Origin of the sequence: Streptosporangium sp. NPDC049644, from assembly GCF_040675205.1 — a bacterium.
Taxonomy (GTDB): Bacteria; Actinomycetota; Actinomycetes; order Streptosporangiales; family Streptosporangiaceae; genus Streptosporangium; species Streptosporangium fukuiense.
In genome coordinates this window covers 1-24,638 of the sequence record NZ_JBFAOJ010000067.1, presented here as the reverse complement: position 1 = coordinate 24,638, position 24,638 = coordinate 1, and the positions used below count along the sequence as shown (strand labels likewise).

At 68.1% G+C, this 24,638-nt stretch carries 20 protein-coding genes; 4 read left to right on the top strand and 16 right to left on the bottom strand.

The genetic code is table 11. The annotated features are described in order from the left end of the window. Positions 1-4: 4 nt before the first annotated feature. The 3 genes from AB0J58_RS30405 to AB0J58_RS30395 all read right to left on the bottom strand — a co-directional run bounded on the left by AB0J58_RS30405 (position 5) and on the right by AB0J58_RS30395 (position 3,305). Positions 5-1,570, bottom strand: coding sequence for a GMC oxidoreductase (locus tag AB0J58_RS30405; protein ID WP_364222092.1), 1,566 nt, complete (start codon positions 1,568-1,570; stop codon positions 5-7). Between the two features lie 164 nt (positions 1,571-1,734). Further along, complete coding sequence (locus AB0J58_RS30400; RefSeq protein ID WP_343965832.1) at positions 1,735-2,229, bottom strand: carboxymuconolactone decarboxylase family protein; 495 nt, start codon at positions 2,227-2,229, stop codon at positions 1,735-1,737. Next, entirely contained in the window at positions 2,226-3,305 is a 1,080-nt protein-coding gene (locus tag AB0J58_RS30395; protein ID WP_364222089.1) for a dihydrodipicolinate reductase, read from the bottom strand. The genes AB0J58_RS30400 and AB0J58_RS30395 overlap by 4 nt, the downstream gene beginning before the upstream one ends. Positions 3,306-3,915: 610 nt before the next feature. On the opposite strand from AB0J58_RS30395, the gene AB0J58_RS30390 reads away from it, so the two are divergent. From AB0J58_RS30390 to AB0J58_RS30380, 3 genes are all read left to right on the top strand, one after another. Further along, positions 3,916-5,304, top strand: coding sequence for an ATP-binding protein (locus AB0J58_RS30390; protein ID WP_364222086.1), 1,389 nt, complete (start codon positions 3,916-3,918; stop codon positions 5,302-5,304). Beyond that, positions 5,225-5,866, top strand: a complete 642-nt coding sequence (locus AB0J58_RS30385; RefSeq protein WP_364222083.1) for an RloB family protein — start codon at positions 5,225-5,227, stop codon at positions 5,864-5,866. The genes AB0J58_RS30390 and AB0J58_RS30385 overlap by 80 nt, the downstream gene beginning before the upstream one ends. A gap of 516 nt (positions 5,867-6,382) precedes the next feature. Further along, positions 6,383-10,042, top strand: coding sequence for a CARDB domain-containing protein (locus AB0J58_RS30380; RefSeq protein WP_364222080.1), 3,660 nt, complete (start codon positions 6,383-6,385; stop codon positions 10,040-10,042). On the opposite strand, the gene AB0J58_RS30375 is transcribed toward AB0J58_RS30380, so the two are convergent. The 7 genes from AB0J58_RS30375 to AB0J58_RS30345 all read right to left on the bottom strand — a co-directional run bounded on the left by AB0J58_RS30375 (position 10,032) and on the right by AB0J58_RS30345 (position 17,493). Then, positions 10,032-10,250 (bottom strand): hypothetical protein, encoded by a 219-nt coding sequence (locus AB0J58_RS30375; RefSeq protein ID WP_364222077.1) that lies wholly within the window; start codon positions 10,248-10,250, stop codon positions 10,032-10,034. The two genes, AB0J58_RS30380 and AB0J58_RS30375, sit on opposite strands and share 11 nt — an antisense overlap. Before the next feature lie 68 nt (positions 10,251-10,318). After that, complete coding sequence (locus AB0J58_RS30370; protein WP_364222170.1) at positions 10,319-10,996, bottom strand: response regulator transcription factor; 678 nt, start codon at positions 10,994-10,996, stop codon at positions 10,319-10,321. 2 nt (positions 10,997-10,998) lie between these two features. After that, positions 10,999-12,204 (bottom strand): sensor histidine kinase, encoded by a 1,206-nt coding sequence (locus AB0J58_RS30365; RefSeq protein ID WP_364222074.1) that lies wholly within the window; start codon positions 12,202-12,204, stop codon positions 10,999-11,001. A 296-nt stretch (positions 12,205-12,500) separates the two neighbouring features. After that, a complete protein-coding gene (locus tag AB0J58_RS30360) occupies positions 12,501-13,082 on the bottom strand; it encodes a sarcosine oxidase subunit gamma family protein (protein ID WP_364222071.1) in 582 nt (193 codons plus the stop codon). Beyond that, entirely contained in the window at positions 13,072-15,966 is a 2,895-nt protein-coding gene (locus AB0J58_RS30355) for a sarcosine oxidase subunit alpha family protein (RefSeq protein ID WP_364222068.1), read from the bottom strand. Before AB0J58_RS30355 ends, AB0J58_RS30360 begins: the two co-directional genes overlap by 11 nt. Beyond that, positions 15,963-16,244, bottom strand: a complete 282-nt coding sequence (locus tag AB0J58_RS30350) for a sarcosine oxidase subunit delta (RefSeq protein WP_364222065.1) — start codon at positions 16,242-16,244, stop codon at positions 15,963-15,965. The genes AB0J58_RS30355 and AB0J58_RS30350 overlap by 4 nt, the downstream gene beginning before the upstream one ends. A gap of 28 nt (positions 16,245-16,272) precedes the next feature. Further along, complete coding sequence (locus AB0J58_RS30345; RefSeq protein ID WP_364222062.1) at positions 16,273-17,493, bottom strand: sarcosine oxidase subunit beta family protein; 1,221 nt, start codon at positions 17,491-17,493, stop codon at positions 16,273-16,275. Positions 17,494-17,566: 73 nt separating this feature from the next. On the opposite strand from AB0J58_RS30345, the gene AB0J58_RS30340 reads away from it, so the two are divergent. Beyond that, entirely contained in the window at positions 17,567-18,235 is a 669-nt protein-coding gene (locus AB0J58_RS30340) for a GntR family transcriptional regulator (protein WP_364222059.1), read from the top strand. Between the two features lie 136 nt (positions 18,236-18,371). On the opposite strand, the gene AB0J58_RS30335 is transcribed toward AB0J58_RS30340, so the two are convergent. The 6 genes from AB0J58_RS30335 to AB0J58_RS30310 all read right to left on the bottom strand — a co-directional run bounded on the left by AB0J58_RS30335 (position 18,372) and on the right by AB0J58_RS30310 (position 24,267). Further along, on the bottom strand, positions 18,372-19,427 hold the full coding sequence (locus tag AB0J58_RS30335; RefSeq protein ID WP_364222056.1) for a methyltransferase domain-containing protein: 1,056 nt from the start codon (positions 19,425-19,427) through the stop codon (positions 18,372-18,374). A 352-nt stretch (positions 19,428-19,779) separates the two neighbouring features. Continuing rightward, positions 19,780-20,373, bottom strand: a complete 594-nt coding sequence (locus tag AB0J58_RS30330; RefSeq protein ID WP_364222053.1) for a GNAT family N-acetyltransferase — start codon at positions 20,371-20,373, stop codon at positions 19,780-19,782. Then, complete coding sequence (locus AB0J58_RS30325) at positions 20,370-21,842, bottom strand: APC family permease (RefSeq protein WP_364222050.1); 1,473 nt, start codon at positions 21,840-21,842, stop codon at positions 20,370-20,372. The genes AB0J58_RS30330 and AB0J58_RS30325 overlap by 4 nt, the downstream gene beginning before the upstream one ends. 28 nt (positions 21,843-21,870) lie before the next feature. Further along, positions 21,871-22,506, bottom strand: a complete 636-nt coding sequence (locus AB0J58_RS30320) for a GPP34 family phosphoprotein (RefSeq protein ID WP_364222048.1) — start codon at positions 22,504-22,506, stop codon at positions 21,871-21,873. A 427-nt stretch (positions 22,507-22,933) separates the two neighbouring features. After that, positions 22,934-23,497 carry a GyrI-like domain-containing protein gene (locus AB0J58_RS30315; protein ID WP_364222045.1) on the bottom strand — a complete coding sequence of 188 codons (564 nt, stop codon included), beginning with the start codon at positions 23,495-23,497 and terminating at the stop codon, positions 22,934-22,936. After that, the gene (locus AB0J58_RS30310) at positions 23,494-24,267 is read right to left on the bottom strand and encodes a MerR family transcriptional regulator (protein WP_364222042.1); all 774 of its coding nucleotides are present in this window, start codon (positions 24,265-24,267) and stop codon (positions 23,494-23,496) included. Before AB0J58_RS30310 ends, AB0J58_RS30315 begins: the two co-directional genes overlap by 4 nt. Positions 24,268-24,638 lie beyond the last annotated feature (371 nt).

Genomic DNA, 24,638 nt, shown 5'->3' with positions numbered 1-24,638 from the left:
GTCGCTACAGGTCGGTAGCGATGATCTTCTCGATGTTCCGTTCGGCGAGGGCCGTGATGGTGACGAACGGGTTGACGCTGGTGTTGCCCGGGATCAACGAGCCGTCGATGACGTACAGGCCCGGGTAGGCGGTGAGGCGCCCGTAGTTGTCGGTGGCCTTGTTCAGGACGGCGCCGCCGAGGGGGTGGTAGGTGAGGGTGTCGTTCCAGACCTTGTAGACGCCGAAGAGGTCGGTCCGGTAGATCGTCCCCTCCTTGGAGTTGATCTTGTCGAAGATGGTCTTGGCCATGTCGATCGACGGCTGCTTCCAGGCGAGCTGCCAGTTCAGGTCGACCTTGCCGGTGGCGGCGTTCCAGGTGAACTGGGCCCGGTTCGGGTTCTTGGTGATCGACAGGTACAGCGAGGCGTAGGTCTCGATCCCGGTGGGTATCGGGGCGACCTCGGCGAACGCGCCGCCGGCGTCCCAGTTGTCGATGCCGGAACAGGGGATGGTCGACTGGAGGCTGCCGGTCGGGTCCCACAGGTGGTTGGCCCGGCCGCACATGACGTTGCCGTTGTCGCCCCAGCCCTTGCCGATCTCGTTGTTCAGGTTGGGCAGCGCGCCGGTGGCCTTCAGCCTGACCAGCAGCTTGCTGGTGCCGACGCTGCCGGCGGCGAAGAACACCCGGTCCGCGGTCACGGTCTTGGTGGTCGTGACGCCACCGGTGGTGTTGAGCTGGTCGATGACCACCGTGTAGCCGCCACCGGCCGCCGGGGAGACCGAGGTGACCTGGTGCAGCGCCGAGACGGTGACCCTGCCGGTGGCCTTGGCCTGGGCGATGTAGGTCTTCTGCAGTGACTTCTTGCCGTGGTTGTTGCCGTAGAGGATCTCGCCGGCCAGTGCCGACTTGGTGACGGTTCCGGCCGCCTCCTGCTTCATGTAGTCCCAGTCGTACACGTCGGGCACGAAGACGAACGGGAAGCCGGAACGCTGGGCCTGCTTGCGGCCGACCCGGGAGTACTGGTAGCAGGCGGTGGAGTCGAACCAGGCCGGGTCGATGGTGCCGACGCCGAGCCCGGCGTTGGCGCGCGGGTAGTAGGTGTTGTACATCTCGTCGGCGTTCACCGACGGCAGGATCACGGCGAAGTTCTCCCGCTTGGGGGTGACCGCCATGCCGCCGTTGACCAGCGAGCCGCCGCCGACGCCGCGGCCCTGGTAGACGGTGATGCCGCCGAACTCCTCGGCGTCCAGGATGCCGGTGTAGCGGGAGATGTCCCGGTCGATCGGGAAGCCGAGGAAGAAGTTGAGGGGTGCCTTGGTCCTGGTGCGGAGCCAGTAGGAGCGCTGGTCAGGCGAGGTCGTGTTGCAGAAGATCTTTCCGTCGGAGCCGGGGGTGTCCCAGGCCATGCCCATCTCGATCATGTGCACGTCGACGCCCGCCTGGGCGAGGCGCAGGGCGGCGACGGAGCCGCCGTAGCCGGTGCCGACCACCAGGGCCGGGACACGGGCCCCGTCGGCGATCGGAGCGGCTGCGCGTGCGGCCTTTACCTGGGCTGCTTTGGCGGGAGTCGCGAGAGCCGCGACTCCCAAGATAGAACCGGTTCCAGTGATGAATCCACGGCGTGAGATGCCTTCGGAACCTGTTCTACGCGAGGTTTTGTCACTCATGTGATTTTCCTCACTCTCGACGTATTAGAACAAGTTCTACATGTTTCCCGGACGTTAATCCACCGCGTACCAGCAAGTAACTTGTGTCAGGTCGAGGGCGACCTGCCGCTGGGCAGCACGCACACGGTGTCGAGGCCGAGCACGTGGTTGAGCCTGCCGAACGCCAGCCAGGAACCGATGCTCATGCTCAGTTCCACGATCTCCAGCTGGCTGTAGTGCGCGGTCATCCGGGTCCAGAACTCGTCGTCGAGGCCGTGGTGGTCCAGGGCGTACCGCTCGGCGTACTCGGCGGCCAGCCGGGTGCGGTCGTCGAAGGCGTCGGTGGTACGCCACTCGGTCACCGCGTCGGCGAACTCCTCCTCGACCTTCTGCCCGTCCCGTTCGGTCCGCCAGTCGAGGCAGAAGACGCACCCGTTGATCTGCGCGATCCGCAGCCGGGCGGCCTCGAACTCGCGGAGTCCGAGGGTCGTGTGGGCGTACACCGCCATCGAGAACTTCGAGGCGGCGACCCCGATGCCGGGGACCATCTCCCCCCACACGTAGCCGATCGCGTCCTTGCCCTCGGGGATGTCGATGTTCACGGTTCTCTCCTTACGAGTTTGCCGACCGCCGGGCGCAGCGGGACGTCGAGCGCGTCGTATAGTCCGGGTGCCGCGTCCACCAGCCAGTCGATGGCGCTCACCAGGCGGCCGACCGCGGTGGCGTTCCCGCCCGCCGACCGGTTGCCGCCCTCGTCGGTGGCCTCGACCGTGACCTCGATGCGCGGCCGGCCCTCGATGACGACCCGGTGGGCCCCGACGCCGTCGGGCGGCATCGGCCAGTCCGGGGCGCAGGAGGCGTGGATGCGGGTGACGTGCTCGATGACGATGCGGGGTTCGCCCTCGACGATGCCCTGCACCTCGAACCGGACCGCGCCCTGGGTGCCGGCCTCGAACTCGCCCATCGCCGCGGTGCTCACCGTGGCGTCGAGCGCGCGCCGGTCCAGGGTCTCGCGGATCTCGTCGAGTTCGACGCCCAGCGCCCTGGCCATCAGCCGGATCTGCCCGCCCCAGACCATGGTCGGGACCGTCGGCGCGGTCATCGGCGGCTCGTAGTCCATCGGCTGGCCCATGCCGACCAGGTAGCGGACCGAGTCGGGCTGGTCGTAGGTGGAGTAGTCGAAGATCTCCTGGCAGCGGATCACGTCCACGACGGTGCCGAGTCCGCTGATCAGCAGGGGCAGTACGTCGTTGCCCCAGCCGGGGTCGACGCCGGAGACGAAGAGCGAGCCGCCACCGTCCGCGATGGCGGCCAGCACCGGTTCGCGCAGCTCCGGCGGGGCGCCCCGCTGGTCGTAGAGCGCGTACAGCGAGGGGGTGACGACCACCGCTCCGGCCCGGATCGCCCTGATGATGTCGGCGAGGGCCTCGTCGGGGCGGATGTCGCCGGACGCCGCGTACACCACGGCGTGCGGGCCGCCTGCCAGCACCGCGTCGATGTCGCCGGTGGCGGCGATTCCCAGCTTGTGGCCGAGGTCGCCGAGGTCGCCCGCGTCGCGGCCGACCTTGTCGGGGTTGTGGACGAGCACTGCCGCGAGTTTCAGCGCCGGATGGGCCTCGACGGCTCGAATGGCCGCGCGGCCGACGTTGCCGGTGCCCCAGACAATCGTGGAGAGCATGCGCGGAGAGTAGCAAGCGCTTGGTTAAGTGTATAGTGCCGCCGCACTCTCCGAACGAGGACGAACGCCCTGGTAACGCCACGCCCCCAGGGGGTACCCCCGGAAAGGGCGCCCGCGTTCAGGAAACGATCCTGGTTCGCCCTCCCGGGCGAACAAAGGAGCAGGCCGGAGGTGGGCGCTTCTAAACAACGAACCGAGTCGCCGTAATCCTCAAACCCCTGTTCAGTCTCACTCTCGGATGAGGCAATCATCACATTCTGTTAGCAGGCATCCGATTTCGCGAATGTCGCGTTATCTCGCCTCCGTATCGAACATCTGACCGGTAGGCACTGAAGCCATGACTCGAACGACACGGGCCTTCGGCGGATTACCAGGCGGATGAGACGCGGCATTTGCCCTGTTCAGCGGGGGTTTAAGTAACACAAAGAGTCACTTCGCGAGTCTCCGGAGAGGACATGGCCACAGAGTTGAGATCCATCGATTTTTGCCAAAATCAGCCCTAAGCCCCTATGGTGCTCTAGATTTTAGGTCCAAAATCGTCAACTATTGATGTGTGGGGCGCGTAGACACGTACCCTAGGTTGTGAGCAGTCTGTCCGACAGGAGGCAAGGTGCTTCTCCGCTTCCGTATCGCCAACTACGCATCGTTGCGCGACGAACAGGAGCTCAGCCTGGTAGCGCTGGACGAGCACAGCGATCTAGCAGTACGTCGCCCTATCCAAGAAGATCTATCGGTGCTTCCGGCTGCGGCGATCTACGGTGGCAACGCCTCAGGAAAGTCCAACCTGCTGCAGGCTCTACGTTTCATGGCGACCGCCGTCGAAGACTCCCATCAGCGATGGAAGCCCGGAGAGACCATCCACCGTAACAGCTTCCGTTTTGATGGCGAGAGTCACGCAAAGCCCTCAGAGTTTTCTGTCGATATCGCGCTTGACGGAGTCCACTACGAGTACGGCTTCTCCCTGGACGACCGGGCGATACAAGACGAGTGGCTGTACAGCTTCACAAAACAGCAGCGAAGGGTTCGTCGTGTTCTGTTTGAACGCTCAGGTCCCGAAGGGGGATCGATCCAGTTCGGCGAACACCTGAAGGGAAAAAAGAAAGCAATCTCCGAGCTGGTGCGGCCGAACAGCCTGTATCTTTCGGCTGCTGCCGCAAATAATCACCCGCAACTTACCGAGATATATCGCTGGTTCGAGCGCGAGATTATTTACATCGATGCAGGTCAGCCATGGTTAAGCCTGACCCACACCCTGCATGAGATCGCGGAGCACGATCGAGAGGGCGTCTTAAGTCTGCTCAATTATGCAGACTTTGGCATTACCAATGTCCGCCACGAGCCACAACCCGTAGACAAAGAGGTTCGAGACAGAATTATCGCACTCTTAACGGCAATAAACCCAGATCGTCATGCTGACGAAAATCTTGAGCTTCAAGGCCCGCCGAAAGTCGACTTTGTGCACCGCGTGAAAGGCCAGGAGTACACTCTTCCGCTGGACAGCGAATCCAGCGGAACACGTAGCTGGTTTGCCCTGCTCGGGCCCATCATTCATGCGCTGTCAACAGGAAAACTGGTTGTGGTCGACGAACTGAACGCGTTCCTACATCCCCTGCTGGCGAGCAAGTTGGTGAAGCTCTTCCAAGATCCACACTTTAATAACAAAGGTGCACAGATAGTTTTTAACGCACACGACGTGACTCTCCTGTCGCCACTGACCGAAGCAGGGCTCAAGCGCGATCAGATCTGGTTCACGGACCGTTCCTCGGACGGGGCGACAGAACTTCACCCGCTGACGCGATACCGCGTGAGAGAGGGGCTCGACAACGTCTTCCGCGGCTACCTCCTCGGCCGTTACAGGGGGGTTCCTGTTTTTGACGATTCCTTCCTGGACCGCGCCCTCGCACGGCAAAATAGTCCACATGTCGGGCCGCCGCAGCAAACCTCTGAAGCGAAAGCAGGGAAGCCTGCCAGAGCGGAAACGCTTCCTCATCTACTGTGAGGGGGAGGTTACCGAGCGCATTTACTTCGCATCGTTGAAGCGCCGGCTGAGGATACCCGGGGTGCAGTTCGGCCCGACGCATGGTGAGCCATTAGGGCTGATCAAATCTGCCATTGACCATCAAGCGCGAGCGCCAAAGTCCGCAATGGACCAGTTCATGGCGTATGACGAGGTTTGGTGCGTAGTGGATGTCGAAGCTCCGGTTCCTCATCCCACCCTGGACAGGGCGTTGGTTCTAGCCAACCGAAATGATATAAAATGCGCTATCTCAAACCCCTGCTTCGAGCTTTGGCTGATGCTTCACGTTAAGGACCAACGTGGATATCTCACAACAGACCAGGCTTGTGATTCGCTAGAAGCACATGGCACCTGTTGCTATACGCGGAGCGGCAAGAGCTTTGATCCCGACGCTCTGATGGATGGCTACGAAGTCGCGCGGAAGCGCGCCCAGCAACTCACAGAGGCCCACAACGCCGAAACCCAGTGGGCGAATCGCAACCCTTTCGCTTCTGTGTGGGAGCTTGTCGACCGCCTTCGTGCACAAGTAGACGATCCGAAGTGACCTGCCGGCGCCGATCGCGCTCGGCCGTTCGATGAGGCGACACCTGGAAAACCTGGCGCCGGTGGGGCTGTTCGGCCTGGGATAGGTACCAGCGCATCACACTTCTGAGACGACCAGGGACAGGTATCGGCGGAGTGCGTACAGCCGACGATGGAAACTCGGGACGACCCGCACCCGGTACGGCTCCGCGGCCAACGTCACCCATGCGCTCACAACCCCCGCGACGGACTTTCAGCCGGCAGAAGGGGCGGCCGCGGCCCGTCCCGACCTCCTTCACATCTCGCGTCGGGCCAGTACGGAGAGCCGTTTTTCGCCCGTTGACGTGGTCGTAGCGCGTATGTAACCTTTGGCCAACAGTACGCAAGAATCTTGCAAAGAAAAGTTCTTTTTCTCGCGGCTCTTCGCAACTTCAGGAATGCGCTGCGCCCATGCACCTGCCCCCCATCCGTGTGCGGTGAAGGCGCATGCCTTCACGCCTCGGCTCTGTCGTGCTCGACGAGAGATGGAAGAACGCGCATGAGAAAACCGTACGGACCGTTACGGCTGGTGGCGGCCACGCTGGCGACCATGCTGGCGACCACGGTCACCGCCGGCCTGCTCGTCACGGGGCCGGTCGTGCCGGCCTTCGCCGCCGGCGGACCCAACCTGTCGCCGGGCAAGGCGACCCAGGCCGGCACTTCCATCGCCGAGTACCCGGTGTCCGCGATCAACGACGGCGATCAGAACACCTACTGGGAGAGCGCGAACAACAGCTTCCCGCAGTGGGCGCGGATCGACCTCGGCACCGCCACGAGCGTCGACCGGATCGTGCTGAAGGTGCCCGCCCCCGCCGCCTGGCAGACCCGCACCCAGACCCTCTCGATCCAGGGCAGCGCCGACGGCACCGGCTACAGCACGGTGGTGGCCTCGGCGAACCACACGTTCGACCCGGCGACCGGTAACAAGGTCACGATCGACTTCAGTGCCGCGACCTACCGGTACTGGCGCGTCAACGTCACCGCCAACACCGGCTGGCCCGCCGCGCAGATCTCCGAGTTCGAGATCTACGCCGCCGCCGGCGGCGGCGACACCGAGAAGCCGTCGGCCCCCGGAAACCTCGCCTTCACCCAGCCGGCCCCCGGCCAGATCAAGCTGACCTGGAACGCCTCGACCGACAACGTGGGCGTCACCGGGTACGACATCTACGCGGGCGGCCAGCTCCGGGGCAGCGTCGGCAACGTGCTGACCTACACCGACGACCAACCGGCGTCGGCGACCGTGACGTACTTCGTGCGGGCCAGGGACGCGGCGGGCAACGTCTCGGCGAACAGCAACACGGTGACCCGCAACGGCACCGGCGATCCCGGTTCGAACCTGGCCGTCGGCAAGGAGATGGTCGAGTCCGGCCACGTGCACACGTTCGTCGCGGCCAACGCCAACGACAACAGCACGGCCACCTACTGGGAGGGCAACGCCGGGTACCCGAACACGCTGGCGGTCAAGCTCGGCGCCAACGCGAGCGTCAGCTCGGTCGTGCTGAAGCTGAACCCGGACGCCGCGTGGGGCACCCGTACCCAGAACATCCAGGTGCTGGGCCGGGAGCAGAACGCCACGGGCTACACCAACCTGGTGTCGGCGCAGAACTACACGTTCAACCCGGCCTCCGGTGGCAACACGGTGACGATCGGCGTCAACGCCACCGTCGCCGACGTCCAGTTGAGGTTCAACGGCAACACCGGCGCGCCCGCCGGACAGGTCGCCGAGTTCCAGGTCATCGGCGTCCCCGCGCCGAACCCCGACCTGACGGTCTCGGCTCTCGGCTGGTCCCCGAACGCGCCGATCGAGACCAACGCGATCACGCTGACCGGCACGGTGCGTAACATCGGCACCGCCGCCTCCGGCGCGACCAATGTCAACTTCTACCTGGGCGGCACGTCGGCCGGCACCGCTCCGGTCGCCGCTCTCGCGGCCGGCGCCCAGGCCACGGTGACCGCGAACATCGGCACCCGCGGCGCGGCGACCTATCAGGTCAGTGCCAGGGTGGACGAGCCGAACACGGTCTTCGAGCAGAACGAGGGCAACAACGCCTTCACCGCGGCGTCGCCGCTGGTGGTCACCGAGGCTCCCGGACCCGACCTGCAGGTCCTCGGCATCAGCTCCAACCCGCCGAACCCGGCGGTCGGCGCGGCGGTCACCTTCACCGTGTCGGTGAAGAACCGCGGGAACACCGCGACGGGCGCGACCACGGTCACCCGGCTGACGGTGGGCGGCACCACGCTCAACACCAACACCCCGTCGATCGCCGCGGGCGCGACGGTCAACGTGGCCGTCGGCGGCAGCTGGACCGCCACCGCCGGCGGTGCCACCATCACCGCCACCGCCGACGCGACCAACGTCGTCGCCGAGACCAACGAGACCAACAACGCGTTCTCCCAGGCGATCGTGGTCGGGCGCGGGGCGGCGGTTCCGTGGGTCGAGTACGAGGCCGAGGCCGCCAGGTACCAGGGCACCCTGCTGACGGCCGACCCGCTGCGCACCTTCGGGCACACCAACTTCGCCACCGAGTCCTCGGGGCGGCAGTCGGTGCGGCTGAACAGCACGGGGCAGTTCGTCGAGTTCACCTCGACCAACTCCGCCAACTCGATCGTGGTGCGCAACTCCATCCCCGACGCGCCGAACGGCGGTGGCATCGAGGCCACCATCAGCCTGTACGTCAACGACACCTTCGCCCGGAAGCTGACCCTCTCGTCGCGGCACAGCTGGCTGTACGGGAACAGCGACGGCCCGGAATCCCTGACGAACACCCCGCAGGCCGACGCCCGGCGGTTGTTCGACGAGTCGCACGCGCTGCTGTCGTCGACCTACCCGGCAGGCACCAGGTTCCGGTTGCAGCGCGACGCGACCGACACGGCCTCGTTCTACATCATCGACCTGATCGACCTGGAGCAGGTGGCACCGGCGGCGAGCCGGCCGGCCGGTTGCACCTCGATCACGGCGTACGGCGCGGTGCCCAACGACGGGCTCGACGACACGGCCGCCATCCAGCGGGCGGTGACGGACGACCAGAACGGGGTCATCGACTGCGTGTGGATCCCGGAGGGACAGTGGCGGCAGGAGAAGAAGATCCTCACCGACGACCCGCTGAACCGGGGTCAGTTCAACCAGGTGGGCATCAGCGACGTCACGATCCGCGGAGCGGGGATGTGGCACTCCCAGCTGTACACCCTGACCGAGCCGCACCTGGCGACCGGCGGCATCAACCACCCGCACGAGGGCAACTTCGGCTTCGACATCGACGACAACGTCCAGATCTCCGACATCGCCATCTTCGGCTCGGGCCGCATTCGCGGCGGCGACGGCAACGCCGAAGGCGGGGTGGGGCTGAACGGGCGGTTCGGCAAGAACACCAAGATCTCCAACGTGTGGATCGAGCACGCCAACGTGGGTGTCTGGGTCGGCCGTGACTACGACAACATCCCGGATCTGTGGGGGCCCGCCGACGGGCTGGACTTCAGCGGCATGCGCATCCGCAACACCTACGCCGACGGCATCAACTTCAGCAACGGCACGCGGAACTCGCGGGTGTTCAACTCGTCGTTCCGCACCACCGGCGACGACTCCCTGGCGGTCTGGGCCAACCGGTACGTCAAGGACCCGGCGGTGGACATCGCACACGACAACCGGTTCGTCAACAACACCATCCAGCTGCCCTGGCGGGCGACCGGCATCGCGATCTACGGCGGCTACGGCAACAAGATCGAGAACAACCTGGTCTACGACACCATGAACTACCCGGGCATCATGCTGGCGACCGACCACGACCCGCTGCCCTTCTCCGGGCAGACCCTGGTGGCGGGCAACGCGCTCTACCGGTGCGGCGGCGTCTTCTGGAACGAGGACCAGGAGTTCGGGGCCATCACGCTCTTCGCGGCGAACCGGGACATCACCGGTGTCACCATCCGGGACACCGACATCCACGACTCGACCTACGACGGCATCCAGTTCAAGACGGGGGGCGGCAACATGCCCGGCGTCGCGGTCACCAACGTGCGGATCGACAGGTCCAACAACGGCGCCGGCATCCTGGCGATGAGCGGCGCCCGCGGCAGCGCGACGCTGACGAACGTCACCATCACCAACTCGGCCAAGGGCGACATCGTGAAGGAACCGGGGTCGAGCTTCGTGATCAACCCCTAGTCCTCCCGCGCCTGAGAACGACCGGCCACGCGGTGTGCTCCCCCACCTGGACACCCGCATGGCCGGTCGTACCGGTTCGCCGGAACAGCACCGCCGCGATGGGGATGCCGATGGCGGTGGCGGTGGCGGGCCACCCCGCGATCGCGAACACCGCCAGGACGTACCCGATGACCAGAAGCGGCGCCGGGCCGGCTTCCCGGGCCGGCATGACGACAACGGCGCCGGACCGTGGGCGGGGAAGGTGCGGACACGCCACCCGTCGCGCCGGTGGGCGGGTCAGCCCGCGGGCCGGCGCGAGGTGACCAGGCCGCAGTCGTAGGCGGTGGCGACGACATGGGCGCGGCTGGACAGGCCGAGCTTGCTCATCGCGCGGTTGAGGTGGGTTTTCACGGTGGCCTGGCTCAGGCACAGCTTCTGGGCGATGTCATGGTTGGACAGCGTCTGGCCGACCAGGGTGAAGATCTCAAGCTCGCGGGCGGTCAGCGCGAAAAGCTGGGACACGTCACGATCGGGCGCCGCGGGCGGGGCGGGTGTGAACGCCTCGATCAATCGCTGGGTACTGGTGGGCGACAGCAGAATGTCCCCGGCCGCGACGGTGTGAATGGCGGACAGGAGGCGCTTGGCCGGGGTCTGCTTGAGCAGGAAGCCGGAGGCTCCGGCGCGCAACGCCTGGTAGACGTACTCATCGATGTCGAAAGTGGTCAGAATGAGTATCTGCGGGGTACGGGGCGCGCTGCCGTCGGCCAGGATGCGCTTGGTCGCGGCGATGCCGTCCATGCCGGGCATGCGGATGTCCATCAGGATCACATCCGGATGGGTGGCGGCGGCGCACTGGACGGCCTCGTGACCGTCCGAGGCCTCACCGACTACTTCAAGGTCCGGGGCGGCGCGCAGGAGGGCGGTCAGTCCGGCCCGGATGAGTTCCTGATCGTCGGCTACCAGCACCTTGATCATCGTCACCTCTCGCTGGTTGGAGTGGAGGGCTCCCGACCGGGACGGGTGAGCAGGGGAAGGGTCACCACGACCTGGAATCCGCCCGTGGGGCGAGGACCGGTGGTGATCGTGCCCTGGTACAGCTTGACTCGCTCAGTCATGCCGATCAATCCCTGGCCTGGTGTGTTATGGATCACTTCGACCGGTTGGTCGATACCGAGACGGCCGTCGTCGCACACCTGTAGCGTCAGGACGCCCACACCATAGGTGAAGGTCACCCGCACCCGGGTGGGGGCGGCGTGCTTGACGACGTTTGTCAGGCATTCCTGGATGATCCGATAGACGCACAGATCCAGCCTCTGGAGCAGGGGCTTCTCCTCGCCGATCACGACCACCTCCACCGTCACGCCGGCCGTGCGCACCCGCTCGATCAGCGTTCCCAGGTCCCCCAGTCCGGGCGTCACGCCGTATTGCGCCTCCCGTTCGTCGTCGGCCCCGATGCGCAGGATCAACAGCAGCAGTCGCATCTCGTCCAGGGCCTCACGGGTGGTGTCCGCGATGGTGGCCAGCGCCGTGCCGGCGGTGGCCCGATCGGTCGACAGCACGTACTGGCCCAGCTCGGCCTGGACCGCGACCACCGACAGATGATGGGCGACCACGTCGTGCAGTTCGCGGGCGATCCGCGTTCGCTCCTGAGCCACCGCCAGCCGGGCCTTGTTCTCCTGCTCGTCACGCAACTGCCTGGTCAGTTCGGTGAGCCGTCGGTTGCTCTCGATGACCATTCGGGTGGCGCTGCCGAAAGCCCAGGTGAAGCCGACGGCCATCAGCGGCCACACGACGGCCATCCAGAACTTGGTGCCCGGGAACGCCATCGAGGAGCACCACCACAGGCCGAAGGTGAGCACCGCCCCCGCCAATGACACCGCCACCGGCCGCTGGGCGGCCACGGTGTACAGCACCAGCAGCGTTCCCATCTTGTTCACCTGGGAGTGGTAGCCGAGTACCAGATGAATCAGGGACATCGCACACGAGAACACCAGCACCGTGCACGGCATCCGCCGTCGCAGGGCCAACGGCAGGTTCACCGCGAGGGTCAGTGCGAGCGACAGGCCGTCCGGCGGGCGCGTCCCGTACCTGGTGTCGCTGAGTTCCCACATCCACATGACGGCGGACAACACCACCGCGATCACAGTGTCGACGAGCAGTGGATGCGCTGTGAGAAGTCTCAACCAAGATGTCCTCGCATAGCTGTACATCAGCGCATGCTAGTCATATTCTCCCTGGCTGACATCCCTCCTCCTGCCATATACCGCAGGAGGTGTACAAGGCATAACGCGGCAGGTGTAGCAGCAAATAAACCTTGCGCGGTATGTGGCGGATATGCAACTCGGGTAGCTTTTCAGGGAGAGCTTCACCCCACCGAAAATTACGGCGATCCTCTCTTTACGGAGGCAGAGAGGATCCCCGCCGAAAATCCATTTATGACCATAATCAAGACCGCTGCGGAGCGGACGCCTTTGCCGTCTCAGCGCACCTCTGGGGAGGCGAACTCGGTCATCGCGTCGAGCAGCCACCGGGCGACGTAGTCGGCGAAGGAGGAGCGGGGCAGGATCAGGTACGTCGAGGGACCGGACTGCCAGAGCAGCACGGGCACCGGTCCGAGCGTGGTCGTCACCGCGTCGCCGGGGCCGAACGACCGGGGATGCAGGTCGGCGGGGCAGCCCTTCTCCAGCACCTGACGCGCCGCGGCCCCGCTGAGCTCAAGGATCGTCCGGTTCGCCGACACGTCGACCACCGTGCCGGAATCACCCGCCAGGGCCAGGGTGAGGTCCGCCACCAGCGGGCCGGGGTCGGCCGACGAGACCACGAGCCATTCGTCCGGGCCCAGCCACAGGGCGGTGTGCGCTCCCGCCCGGGTGGTGTCCGCGACCCGCTCCGGCAGGCCGCCCCCCAGGGCCGCCCCGATCCGGTCGAAGGCCGCGGATCCGGGTGCCACCCGGACGGAGATCATGGTCAGGAACGGCAGCTCCCGCAGTGACCCGCCCCGGGCGGCGCGCATCCGGTCCTCCAGATGCGCCAGCGGGCTCCGCCGCAGTTCAGCCGTCACGCCTGCTCCCCTCCGGGTCGTACAGCACGGGTCCGGTGACCTCGACCTCGACCGGGGAGTCGCCCACGCAGGCGATGAGGGTCTCCCCGATCCGATCCCGGCCGCCGGCGACGAGAGCGAGGGCGAACGGCCGGCCGAGCGCCTCGCTGTGGTAACTGGAGGTGACGTGCCCGAGCATCGGGACGGGTCCCTGCTCCGGGGTGACCGGCGTGTCCGGCGCGATGATCTGCGTGCCCTCGGGGAGCCGGGTCACCCGGTCGGCCGGCAGCAGGCCGACCAGGTGCCTGCGGTCGGCCCGCGCGGTGTCCGCCCTGGTGTAGGAGCGGTTGCCGATGAAGTCCTTGCGTTTCGAGACCACCCAGTCCAGGCCGGCGTCCTGCGGCGTGACGGTCCCGTCGGTGTCCTGCCCGACGATGGGGTAACCCTTCTCCGCGCGGAGCACGTGCATCGTCTCGGTGCCGTAGGGCGTGATGTCGAGGTCCGCTCCGGCGGCGTACACCTGCTCCCAGACGGCGAGGCCGTACCAGCCCGACACGTTGATCTCGTAGGCGAGCTCGCCGGAGAAGGAGATCCGGCAGATCCTGGCGGGCACGCCGGAGGCCAGCGTGGTCTCGCGGAAGGTCATGAACGGGAACGCCTCGGCCGAGACGTCCAGCTCCGGGGCCACCCGCGCGACCACCTGCCGCGATTTCGGGCCCACCACCGCGATCGTCGTCCACTGCTCGGTCACCGAGGTGCAGTAAACGTCCAGTTCGGGCCACTCGGTCTGCAGCCACTCCTCAAGCCAGTCGAGTACACCGGCCGCACCGCCGGTGGTGGTGGTGAGCAGGAAGCGGTTCTCGTCGAGGCGCAGGTTCACGCCGTCGTCCAGGATCATGCCGTCTGGCTTGCACATGACCCCGTACCTGGCGGAGCCGACCGGCAGTCTCCGGTGGGCGTTGGTGTAGACGCGGTCCAGGAACTCGCCCGCGTCGGCGCCGCAGACCTCGATCTTGCCCAGCGTGGAGGCGTCCATCATGGCGACGCCCCGCCGGGCGGCCCGGCTCTCGCGGGCGACCGCCGCGTCGATGTCCTCACCGTCCCTCGGGAAGTACCGGGGGCGCAGCCACTGCCCGACGATCTCGAACCTGGCGCCGTGCGCGACGTGCCAGGGCTGGATCGGGGTGGTCCGTTCGGGGTCGAAGAGGTCGCCCCGCTCGCGCCCGGCGAGGGCCGCGAAGGAGACCGGGGTGTACGGCGCCCGGTAGGACGTCGTGCCGATCTCTCCGGGGGTCGCGCCGAGGGCGGTGGCGATCACGCCGATCGCGTTGACGGCGGAGGTCCTGCCCTGGTCGTGCGCGGTGCCGATCGAGGTGTAGCGCTTCACGTGCTCGATGCCGCGCAGGCCCGCACCGGTCGCCCGCCAGACGTCGGCGACGGTCTGGTCGCGCTGCAGGTCGACGAAGTGCTCGTGCCAGTCGGCCGGCCCGCCGGTCCGCCCCGGCACCAGCCAGAGCTGCCGGACCGGCCCGTACTCGCCGGTGGCCGCCCGCCCCACCGGGGCCTCGGCCTCGATCGGGAACCCGGCGGCCACGGCGGCCGCGACCCCGGCCTCGGTACCCTCCTCAAGGCAGCCACCGAGGTCGAAGGTGCCCCGGGCCGAACCGGCCACCTGCTGGTCGCGGACGGTCCCCTCGGGCACGAAGGCCGCGAGCACGTCGTCCCAGCGCAGCCCGCCCTGCCGCTGACTGTGCAGGTGTACGACCGGGCTCCAGCCGCCGGAGACGGCGAGCAGGTCACACGCGATGGCCTCGACATCGGCCTCGGCGTCGCCGCCGAGCAGTCCGTCCTCGTCCAGCGCGCCGACCAGGACGCCGCCGACCCGCGAGGCGCCGGTCGTCTCGACGACCGCGCTGCCCGGCACGACACGCACTCCGGTCCCGGCGACCTCGGCCGCGCGCGGCGACAGGACGGGACGGGCGTCGATCACGGCCGCCACCTCGACTCCGGCCGCGACCAGGTCGGTCACCGTGTCGTACGCGCTGTCGTTGACGGTGCTCACCACGGCGCGGGAGCAGGGCGCCACCGCGTACCGGTTGAGGTAGCCGCGCACGGCCGAGGCCAGGAGGACCCCGGGTCGGTCATTGCCCGCGAAGACCAGCGGGCGCTCGTGCGCGCCGGTGGCGATCACGACCCGCGCCGCCCGGATGTGCCAGACCCGCTGGCGGGACACGCCCTCGGGAGCCGGGTGACCGAGATGGTCGGTGCGGTGCTGGACCGCGACCACGTAGTTGTCGTCGTAGCTGCCGAAGGCGGTGGTGCGGCTGAGCACCCTCGCCTCGGGGGCGGATTCGAGTTCGGCCACCACCTCGCGCACCCAGTCCAGCGCGGGCGAGCCGTTCACCGTCTCCTGGCGGCAGGAGAGCAGCGATCCCCCCGCCTCGGACTGCTCGTCGAGCAGGATCACCCGGGCGCCCGACCTGGCGGCGGCGGAGGCCGCGGCGAGCCCCGCCGGGCCGGCACCGATGACCAGGACGTCGGTGTGCGCGAACCTCTTGTCGTAGACGGCCTCGTCACCGGTGGGGTCGAGCCGGCCCAGGCCGGACAGCGTCCGCACGGCCAGCCCGTCGACGAGGGAGACCGTGGTGGCCGGGAGCATCGACTCCGAGCACCGCCCGAGGACCTCGAGCAGCGCGTTCGGCTCCTCGACACCGGCCGCCACGATGCCGCGCGGGCGCCCCCGGTAGATCGAGGGGGCGACGTCGAGCCTGCCCGCGGCCAGCATCGCCGAGGCGACGGTGTCACCCGGGTGGCCGGTCAGCTCCTGGCCGTCGACGGTGAGGCGGAGCACCGTGTCGCGGTCGATCCGGCCGCCGGACGGGAGCCGGTGGGGCTGGGCGCTCATCGCGATCCTTCCGGGCGGGGGTCGGTGGGCCGGTAGACGGCGAGCACCCGGTAGCTGGTGGTGTCCCGCACGACGTTGAACCAGCGGCGGCAGCCGGTGCTGTGCACCCAGCGTTCGGCGAAGGGGCCCTCGGGGTTGTCGCGGAAGAAGAGGTACTCGGCCCATTCCCGATCGGTCAGGTCGGCCGGGGCCTGCGGGTAGCGGACGTGGGCCTGCCCGCCGTAGTGGTACTCGGTCTCGTCCCGCGGCCCGCACCAGGGACAGTCCAGCAAGAGCATTCGGTGGCTCCTTCGCGAGGTCGCGGGATCAGTGGGCCACGGCCGCGGCGCCGTGCTCGTCGATGAGGGCGCCGGTGGTGAACCGCTCCAGGGAGAACGGCGCGTTCAGCGGGTGCGGCTCCCCGGTCGCCATGGTGTGGGCCATGGTCCATCCGGCCGACGGGGTGGCCTTGAAACCGCCGGTCCCCCAGCCACAGTTGACGTAGAGGTTCTCCACGGGCGTCCTGCCGATGATGGGCGAGGCGTCGGGGGAGACGTCGACGATGCCGCCCCAGGTACGGAGCACGTGCGCGCGGGCGAAGATCGGGAACAGTTCGATCGCCGCCGCCATCTGCTTCTCGATGACGTGGAAGGAGCCGCGCCGGCCGTAGCCGTTGTAGGAGTCCACCCCGGCGCCCATGACCAGCTCGCCCTTGTGCGCCTGCGAGACGTAGACGTGCACGTGGTTCGACATGACCACGGTGGGGTGGACCGGCTCGTACAGCTCGGAGACCAGTGCCTGCAGCGGTTGCGACCGGACCGGCAGCCGGAAGCCGGCCTGCTCCGCCAGGACGCCGCTGTGACCGGCGGCGACCAGGCCGACCACCCCGGCGTTCACGGTGCCCCGGGTGGTGCGCACGCCGACGACCCGGTCGCCGTCCTTGACGAAGCCGGTGACCGCGCAGTTCTGGATGAGGTCCACGCCCAGCGCGTCCGCGGCGCGGGCGAAGGCCCAGGCCACGTGGTCGTGCTTGGCGATGCCGGCCCGGGGCTGGAACGTCGCGCCCAGCACCGGGTAGCGGACGTCCGGGGAGACGTTGACGATCGGGCACACCTCGGCCACCTCCTCGGCCTCCAGCCACTCCGCGTCGACGCCGTTGAGCCGGTTGGCGTCGACCCGGCGGCGGGCCTCGCGGACGTCCTGGAGGGTGTGGGCGAGGTTGAGCACGCCCCGCTGGCTGAACAGGAAGTCGTAGTCCAGTTCCTCGGGCAGCCGCTCCCACTGCTTCAGCGCGAACTCGTAGATCCCGGCGCTCTCGTCCCACAGGTAGTTGGAGCGGATGATCGTGGTGTTGCGGGCCATGTTGCCACCGGCCAGCCAGCCCTTCTCCAGCACCGCCACGTTGCCGATGCCGTGGTTCCTGGCCAGGTAGTAGGCGGTGGCGAGCCCGTGCCCGCCGCCGCCCACGACGATCGCGTCGTACGACGGCTTCGGCTCCGGGTTGCGCCAGAGCAGGTCGGGGTGTTCGGGGAGCGGGTTCGTGGTCACGCCGAGGCTCCGTTCGGGTCGAGGCCACCTAGTAAACTATTGATATATCAGTTGATGGGGTAATCTACGTCAGGTGCGAGCGACGGTCAACGCAGGGGACGACGGGGCACCGCTCTCGCTCTCCGAGCAGGCGTACCGAGCCATCCGCGACAGGCTCGTCATGCTCGACATCCGCCCCGGGATGCCGATCAAGGAGGACCAGCTCGCCGCCTCACTCGACATGGGCAGGACACCCGTCCGCGAGGCACTGAAACGGCTGGAGGGCGAGCGGCTCGTGGTCGCCTACCCGCGCCGCGGCACCTTCGCCACCGAGGTCAACATCACCGACCTCGCCCACATCTCCGAGGTCCGGCAGCAACTGGAGCCGGTGGCCGCGGCCAAGGCGGCCCTGCGCGCCACGCCGGCGGACCGGATCGCGCTCGGCGAGCTCGGCGCGGAACTGGCCCCCGAGCGCATCTCCACCCTGCCGCCGGAGCAGTTGATGCGTCTCGACCTGCGCGTGCACCGCGCCCTGTACGCCGCCACCCGAAACCCCTACCTTGAGGACACCCTGGTCCGCTACGACAACCTGGCCACCCGGATCTGGTGCCTGTTCGTCGACCGGCTTCCCGGCATGGCGGGCCACGTCGGAGAGCACGGCCCGCTGCTGCGCGCCGTCGTCGACGGCGAGGAGGAGCGGGCCGCCCGGCTCGCCGCCGAACACGTCGCAGGCTTCGAACGCGAGGTCCGCGCCCTGCTCTGATCTCCCGGCGGAACCCACCGGTCAACCGTCGTCATGCCCGCGTCCTCGCGGGAGCCCCGGCTGGAACGGTCGGGGCGGTGGCGGCGGGATCACCGCATCCGCCACCGCCCTGACCTTCCCCTTCGATCCTCCGAGCTCATCCTCCCTGTGTTCGACGCCGGGACTGCTGTCGTGGGCGCCGCTCCCCTGCCATGAGCCGGACGATGTACGAACTGGCGCCGGAGAGCCGGACCTGCTGGACGTGGACAGGGACCAGCCGGTGCCGGATGGCGGTGCCGAGGTCGTCGGTGTCGGGGATCAGCACCACCGCCATTCCGTCGGGAGCGAGGACCCGCCGCAGTTCCGTCCACCAGCGGGAGAAAGCCCCGTCGAGCAGGCCGTGCGCGGCGACCTGCGTACCCCAGGGCGGGTTGCACACGACGCGGTCGACGCTGCCGTCGGCCAGCGGCAGGTCACCGGCATCGGCCTGGCGGACGGTGACGGCCGGCAGATCCGCCGCGTTCGTACGCGCCGCCCGCAGCGCGTCCGGGTCCAGGTCGAAGCCGCAGAAGCGGGCGTCCGGCCGCAGCCGCCCGGCCTCGATGAGCAGGGTTCCGGCACCGCAGCAGGGGTCGAGCACCCGGTGGTCGGACCGGATGTCGGCCATCCGGGCCATCGCCGCGGCCAGCGGAGGATGCAGGGTGCCCGGGATCGTGCACCGCTTGTAGGTACGGCGGTGCAGCGGCCGGTCGGTGATCCTCAGCAGGAGCGTCGCCCGGGTGCCGTCCAGGATCAGCCGCCACGCGCTGTGGGCCGGCGGGGGCGCGGCGCCCCCGCGCCGCGAGTGGTAGCCGGCTCCCAGCCGCCACGCCAGGGCCCGGCCGACGGCGTCCTCGACGTCGTACCGGTTGAAGTTCCGCCTTCCCAGGAAGGACGCCGACACCTCGACACCGGTGAGGTCGCCGGAGCCTCCACAGCCCAGCCGGTGCCGGAGCAGCGTGTCCACATCGGTGACGGCCGCGAGCTCGGCGAGCGCGTCGACACCCGTTCTGGCCGCTCCGATGTCCGGCACTTGGGCGGCGAGCAGGAACACGTCGTCCGCGGTGCGCAGCCGGACCACCCCGGGCTCCGGCCGAGGCGCACGGAAGTGCACCTCACGGTGGCCCAGACGGGTGATCGGACCGAGTCCGAGCTGGAGGATCTCGGAGGCCACGACGGGCTCCAGTCCTCGGACGCACCGCGCCACCAGGCGCGCCGCCGTCACGAGACGGCGAGGGCGCTGGGACGCGGGGCGGTGAGAAAACGCGCGCGAGTGCGCATGATGATCGTTCTTCTCCCACGTCAAGGTTCGGGACGGCGCCACGCCGCCCCGCCTCGTCGACGACGGGGGTTCCTCGCCTCGCCGACGGTCCCTTAACGCAGCTGGAAGAAGAAGATCATGGAACGAATGCTAGCAGCCCGATCAGTGCCGTATCCGCCCAAGGGGCGCACATCACACTCGTACGACACCGGCCGGACCGGCCCGGCCGGGCCGGTCGCGACACCGTGACCGGCGGGAGGCACGGTCAGAGGTTCGGCGGGCGCCACATCGGGAACATCGGCGGGCCGTCGGGCATGAACATCGGGTCGCCGAGGTCCTGATAGCCGTGGCGCAGGTAGAGCCTGCGGCTGCGGGTGCTGCTGGCCTCCAGGTACGCGGGTATGCCCGCCTCGTCGAGCCCGCGGTGGTACTCCCTGAGCAGCCGGGTCCCCGTCCTCCGTCCCTGGTGCCCGGGGAGTACGGCGAGGAACGCCAGGTAGTGGTGCGGGTCGTGGGGGTGGCGCTTGTCCATCTCCTCCCCCATCTGCCCGATGCGCTCCGCGTGGGGACCGGCGAACGCCTCCACCCGGACGTCCCGGTCGGGGATCTCGGGAAGCGGCTCGGCGCCTTTGTGAAACCATACGGCCACGGCGGACATGTCGGCCGTCGCGTGGACCTCGCCGTGGATGAGGGCGCTCTCGGTGATCATGGAGAAGAAGGGGGGCATCACCCGGCGGCGGTCGTCGTCCGGCGGGATCATCCAGGCCGAGATCTCCTGCTCGTGGAAGGAGGTGGCGATGATCGCGCCAATGGTCTCGGCGGCTCCGGGAGTGTTCCGAACGCGAATGATCTCTGTCATTCGGTCCCTCCCACGGCCGCCTGGGCGCCCCGCCCGATGTTCGCGTACACCTTCGGCCGGTTGGCCCGCAGGGCGAGTCCCCACATGACGCCGAGCCCCACGGCGACGAAGTAGACGGCGGGCATGATCCAGCGCAGCGGGGAGTCGGGGGCCACGCCGAGCACGGTGTCGAAGTTGGCCATGACGAGCACGATGACCACGATCAGCAGGACCGAGGAGATACCCGGGGCGATCCTGGTCCGCCAGGCGTTCTCCTCCTTGGGGTTCTTGGTGAAGAAGACCAGCACGGAGATCGAGGTGGCCGCCAGCATCATGAGCAGTCCCAGGCCACCGAACGATCCGACGGTGAAGAACAGCTGGACGACCGGATCCAGGCCGAAGAGCGCGTATATGACGATCGTGACCAGCCCGATGACACTCTGCGCCACCGAGCCGTTGACCGGGGCACCGGTCCGGGGGGAGGTACGGCCGAAGGTCTCGGGCAGCACCCTCTCCCTGCCGAGGGCGAAGACGTAGCGGGAGATCGTGTTGTGGAAGGCGATCAGCGCGGCGAAGAGGCTCGTCACGAAGAGGAGGGAACCGATGGTGGCGACGGTCGCCCCCAGGTGCTGCCCGGCCAGGTTGAACAGGAGGGCCGAACTCTGCTCGCGCGTGGCCTCGACGATCTTGTCCGAGCCGATCGGCACGGTCATCGCCCAGGACGACAACGCGTAGAGGCCGGAGATGACGGCGAGTGCGATGTAGGTCGCGATCGGCACCGTGCGCCTCGGGTCCTTGGTCTCCTCGGAGAACACCACCGACGACTCGAAGCCCGCGAAGGACGCGATGCAGATCGCGACCACCGCTCCGATCCCGGGGACGAAGAGGTTCGACGGGTCGAAGACGTCGAGGCTGTAGCCCGAGGCCGCCGGGTTGATCAGGTCCGCGATGTCGAACACGACGACGACGGCTATCTCCGTCAGCAGCAGGACCGAAAGGACCTTCCCGTTCACGTCGACCCGCATGAGGCCGAGCACCCCGGTCAGCACCCAGGCGACCAGCCCGATGACCCACCAGGGCGGAGAGCTTCCGAACCAGTCGGCGATCAGCGGCTGGGCGGCCGCACCTATCATGCCGTAGAGACCCACCTGGAGCGCGTTGTAGGCCAGCAACGCGACCCACGCGGTCGCCACACCCACCGGCCTGCCGAGCCCTTTCGCGGTGTACGCGTAGAACGCCCCGGCGTTGACGACGTAACGGGCCATCGTCACGTAGCCGACGGCGAACAGGCCCAGGATGGCTCCGAGCAGGATGAAGGCGAGCGGCACGCCGATCACGCCGGTCGCGGCGTAGGCGGCGGTCACCGAGCCACCGATGACGGTCAGCGGCGCCGCCGCCGAGATGACGAAGAACACCACCGACGGCACACCGAGGCGGTCCTGGGCGAGCGCGGCGGAGACGGCGCTGGCCCTTCGTTCTGTCACGGACATTGGGATCCTTGAAATGAGGGGGGTGGGTTCACCGGCGGCTGATGACGGAGTCACCTACGGCAGCCTCGGTCTGGGCGATCAGTTCCTGGAGCGGCGCCGGGAGGGCGGTGATCGAATCGGAGAGGTATCTCGGGTTCTGCTCCCACAGGACGAGCTGGTTGCCGCCGGTCGCGACGAGCAGCCCCAGCAGGACGCCGTCCTGGACGCTGAGTGGTTCACGGCGTTGGATCGCCAGGTTGACGCGTCCGCCGGGCCACGCCGCGATGTTCACGTCGACCGGCACCTGCCTCCGCGACGGGCGTCTGCCGGGCGGGCGCAGCAGCCCGTCGGCGGTCATCCGGGCCGCCACGTCGGCGCGTGCCGTACGGGCGAGGAACTGCAACCAGGTACGGAAGCGGTGTGCGGGTTCGGCGACGACGTGGTCCAGGGCGGTCCTGGTGAGCGTGTCTTCGGGCGGCGCCGCGTCGAGAACGACGAGCCCGATCTGCCCCGCCGCCAATCCCACGGTTATCCGCCCGGCGAGCATCAGTTCTCCCAGGATGGCGGCGGCCAGCCCCAGACCGGTCAGGCGGGCATGAAGCCTCATCCGGCCTGTCGCATTGTCATGCATGACAAAGAACAGGTCGTCAGCCAATCGGGGTCCCGAAAGATCAACTTCAGCCACGAACGGCGATCGTATAGGTAAATTGTTAAATCTGCCATTACGCGAATAAAGTTCTGCCGCGTAGCGGATAGCTCCGAGCGGGAATCGGAGAAAAGGAAGTCGCCCACCCACGACCGAGGCGGCAATGGCCGGAACCTCGGGCCCGAAAGCTCCCGGGAGGGTGCGGACGCCCCCTGCCGGAGACCGGTGATCACCTGGATGACCTGGTACGCAAAGAAGAAAACCCGCCTCACGCCGACAGCGCGAAGCGGGCCTTCGAAGGTTTTTCCCCGCCGGGAAAATCCAGCCGAGCGAGCCGCGCGGAGCGAGAATCAGCGGGGCCCGGGTAATTAGTGTCGGTCTTTAATGCGGAAAGTTACACCGCCCAGGGACCGGAATGGCGCGGTAACGGCTTCCGCACACCCGGTGTCGAATCACGGCCCCGGCTTCAGGCGGCGCGAACGGGCTGCCGGAGTACGGTCAGCATCTTCTCCGGGTCGGTCTCCCCCGTGTCGGACAGGTAGATCTCGTGGTGCAGGCCGTTCCGGACCAGCCCCTCGCTCCGCATCAGCGCGTCCATCCTGGCGAGGGACTTCGGCTCCTCCGCGTACGGTCCGCGGTGCAGAACCTGCACGCACAGTCCCTCGGTGAAGGTGACGAGTTGCACCCTGGCGGCGGCCGGGTGCCCCGCGGACTGGCGCGCCTCGTCGGCCCACACCTCGTCCACCGGCTCCGGCAGCCGCAGGAACAGATGCCACCACCACTCCTCGCGCGGCACGTCGAGCGGCGGTCGCTCGTCCTCGGCCCACCAGCGGCCTTCCAGGAGGGGCATTTCGAACGGCCGCACGGCGCGGGCCGCGATGCCGAGCAGCGCCCCGGCGACGGCGTACAGCGCTCCCACGCTCGTCGTGTAGACCGGCCCGCCCGGCGCCCCCTGTCCGGTGACCGAGAGCCCGCGTACCGGACCGAACTCCACCACTTCGGGATCGTCCGCGGCCGAATACCAGTTCATTCCGGGTCCTCCAGTTTGATCATCAGATGGGTCACCAACCGGTTCTGCGGCGTGGTGACGGGATTGGAGACGTACACCTCGCGCAGCGGGCCTTCGGGCGTGTGCCCGCGCTCGCCCACCCAGGCGAGCAGCGCGTGCGCGGTGAGCGGGATCTGGTCGTAAGGACCGACGTGCGTCACCGAGGCGTACAGGCCGCCGGGCAGCACGTCCGGGGACGTCCCCGGCACGTCCTCGGACGTCTCCACGGTGACGGCCACGGCGAGTTCCCGCGTGAGATCCAGCGGGAACAGCCCGATCAGCAGCCCCTTCGGGGTGCCCACGGCGGCGAGCAGCCGGGCCACGCACGCCGAGGTGACGACGCCGATCCGGTCCGGCGTCGCGATGTCCCTGACGACGGCCACCCGCCGGGCGGGCTCACGGACCACCGTCACCTCCGGCCGGGGCAGACCGTCGGAGAGGATGCGTTCGAGCGCGGCGAAGTTGCGTTCGCGGCGCGCCAGATCGGCCTCCATCCGGTCGCGTACGCCACCGAGCGCACCCGTGTCGCCGGACAGCACCCGCCCGATCGAGGTAAGGGGTACGTCGATGGAGCGGAGCAGGCCGATCAGCATCGCGGCACGCGCCTGGTCCGGCCGGTAGTAGCGGTAGCCGGTGTCCGGATCGACGTGGTCCGGGGTCAGCAGGCCCAGCTCGTCGTAGTGACGCAACTGCTTGACGCTGAGCCGGCAGAGCCTCGCGAACCGTCCGATCGGCAGGTGTCCCTCGTTCACACCATCAGCTCCAGCGAGGGGACCGCCGGGTTCGCCTGGCAGGGGAATCGCCTCCTTGATACGGTTTCCGGGTTCGAAAACGGGCAGGGCTTGTCCGTCGCCCACCTCAGCCGAGGGAAGCGGGAAGCCGTTCCTCTCGGGAGCGGAGGAGTCACCAGCATGGAGGCTCCCACAGTGGGAGAGTCCAACCGGGCGAGAAGCGGGCGAGCCGGAGATCGCATCCGGGCGCGCAGTGGCCTCACGTGGCCTCACGTGGCCGCTCATGGAGCGGCGCGGCGCTGGCAGAACTCGGCGTACTCGCGGGTGTACATCAGGAACGTGTGCCAGCCGATGTCCACGGTGTCGGACGGGCCCAACCCGGCCGTCGGGTT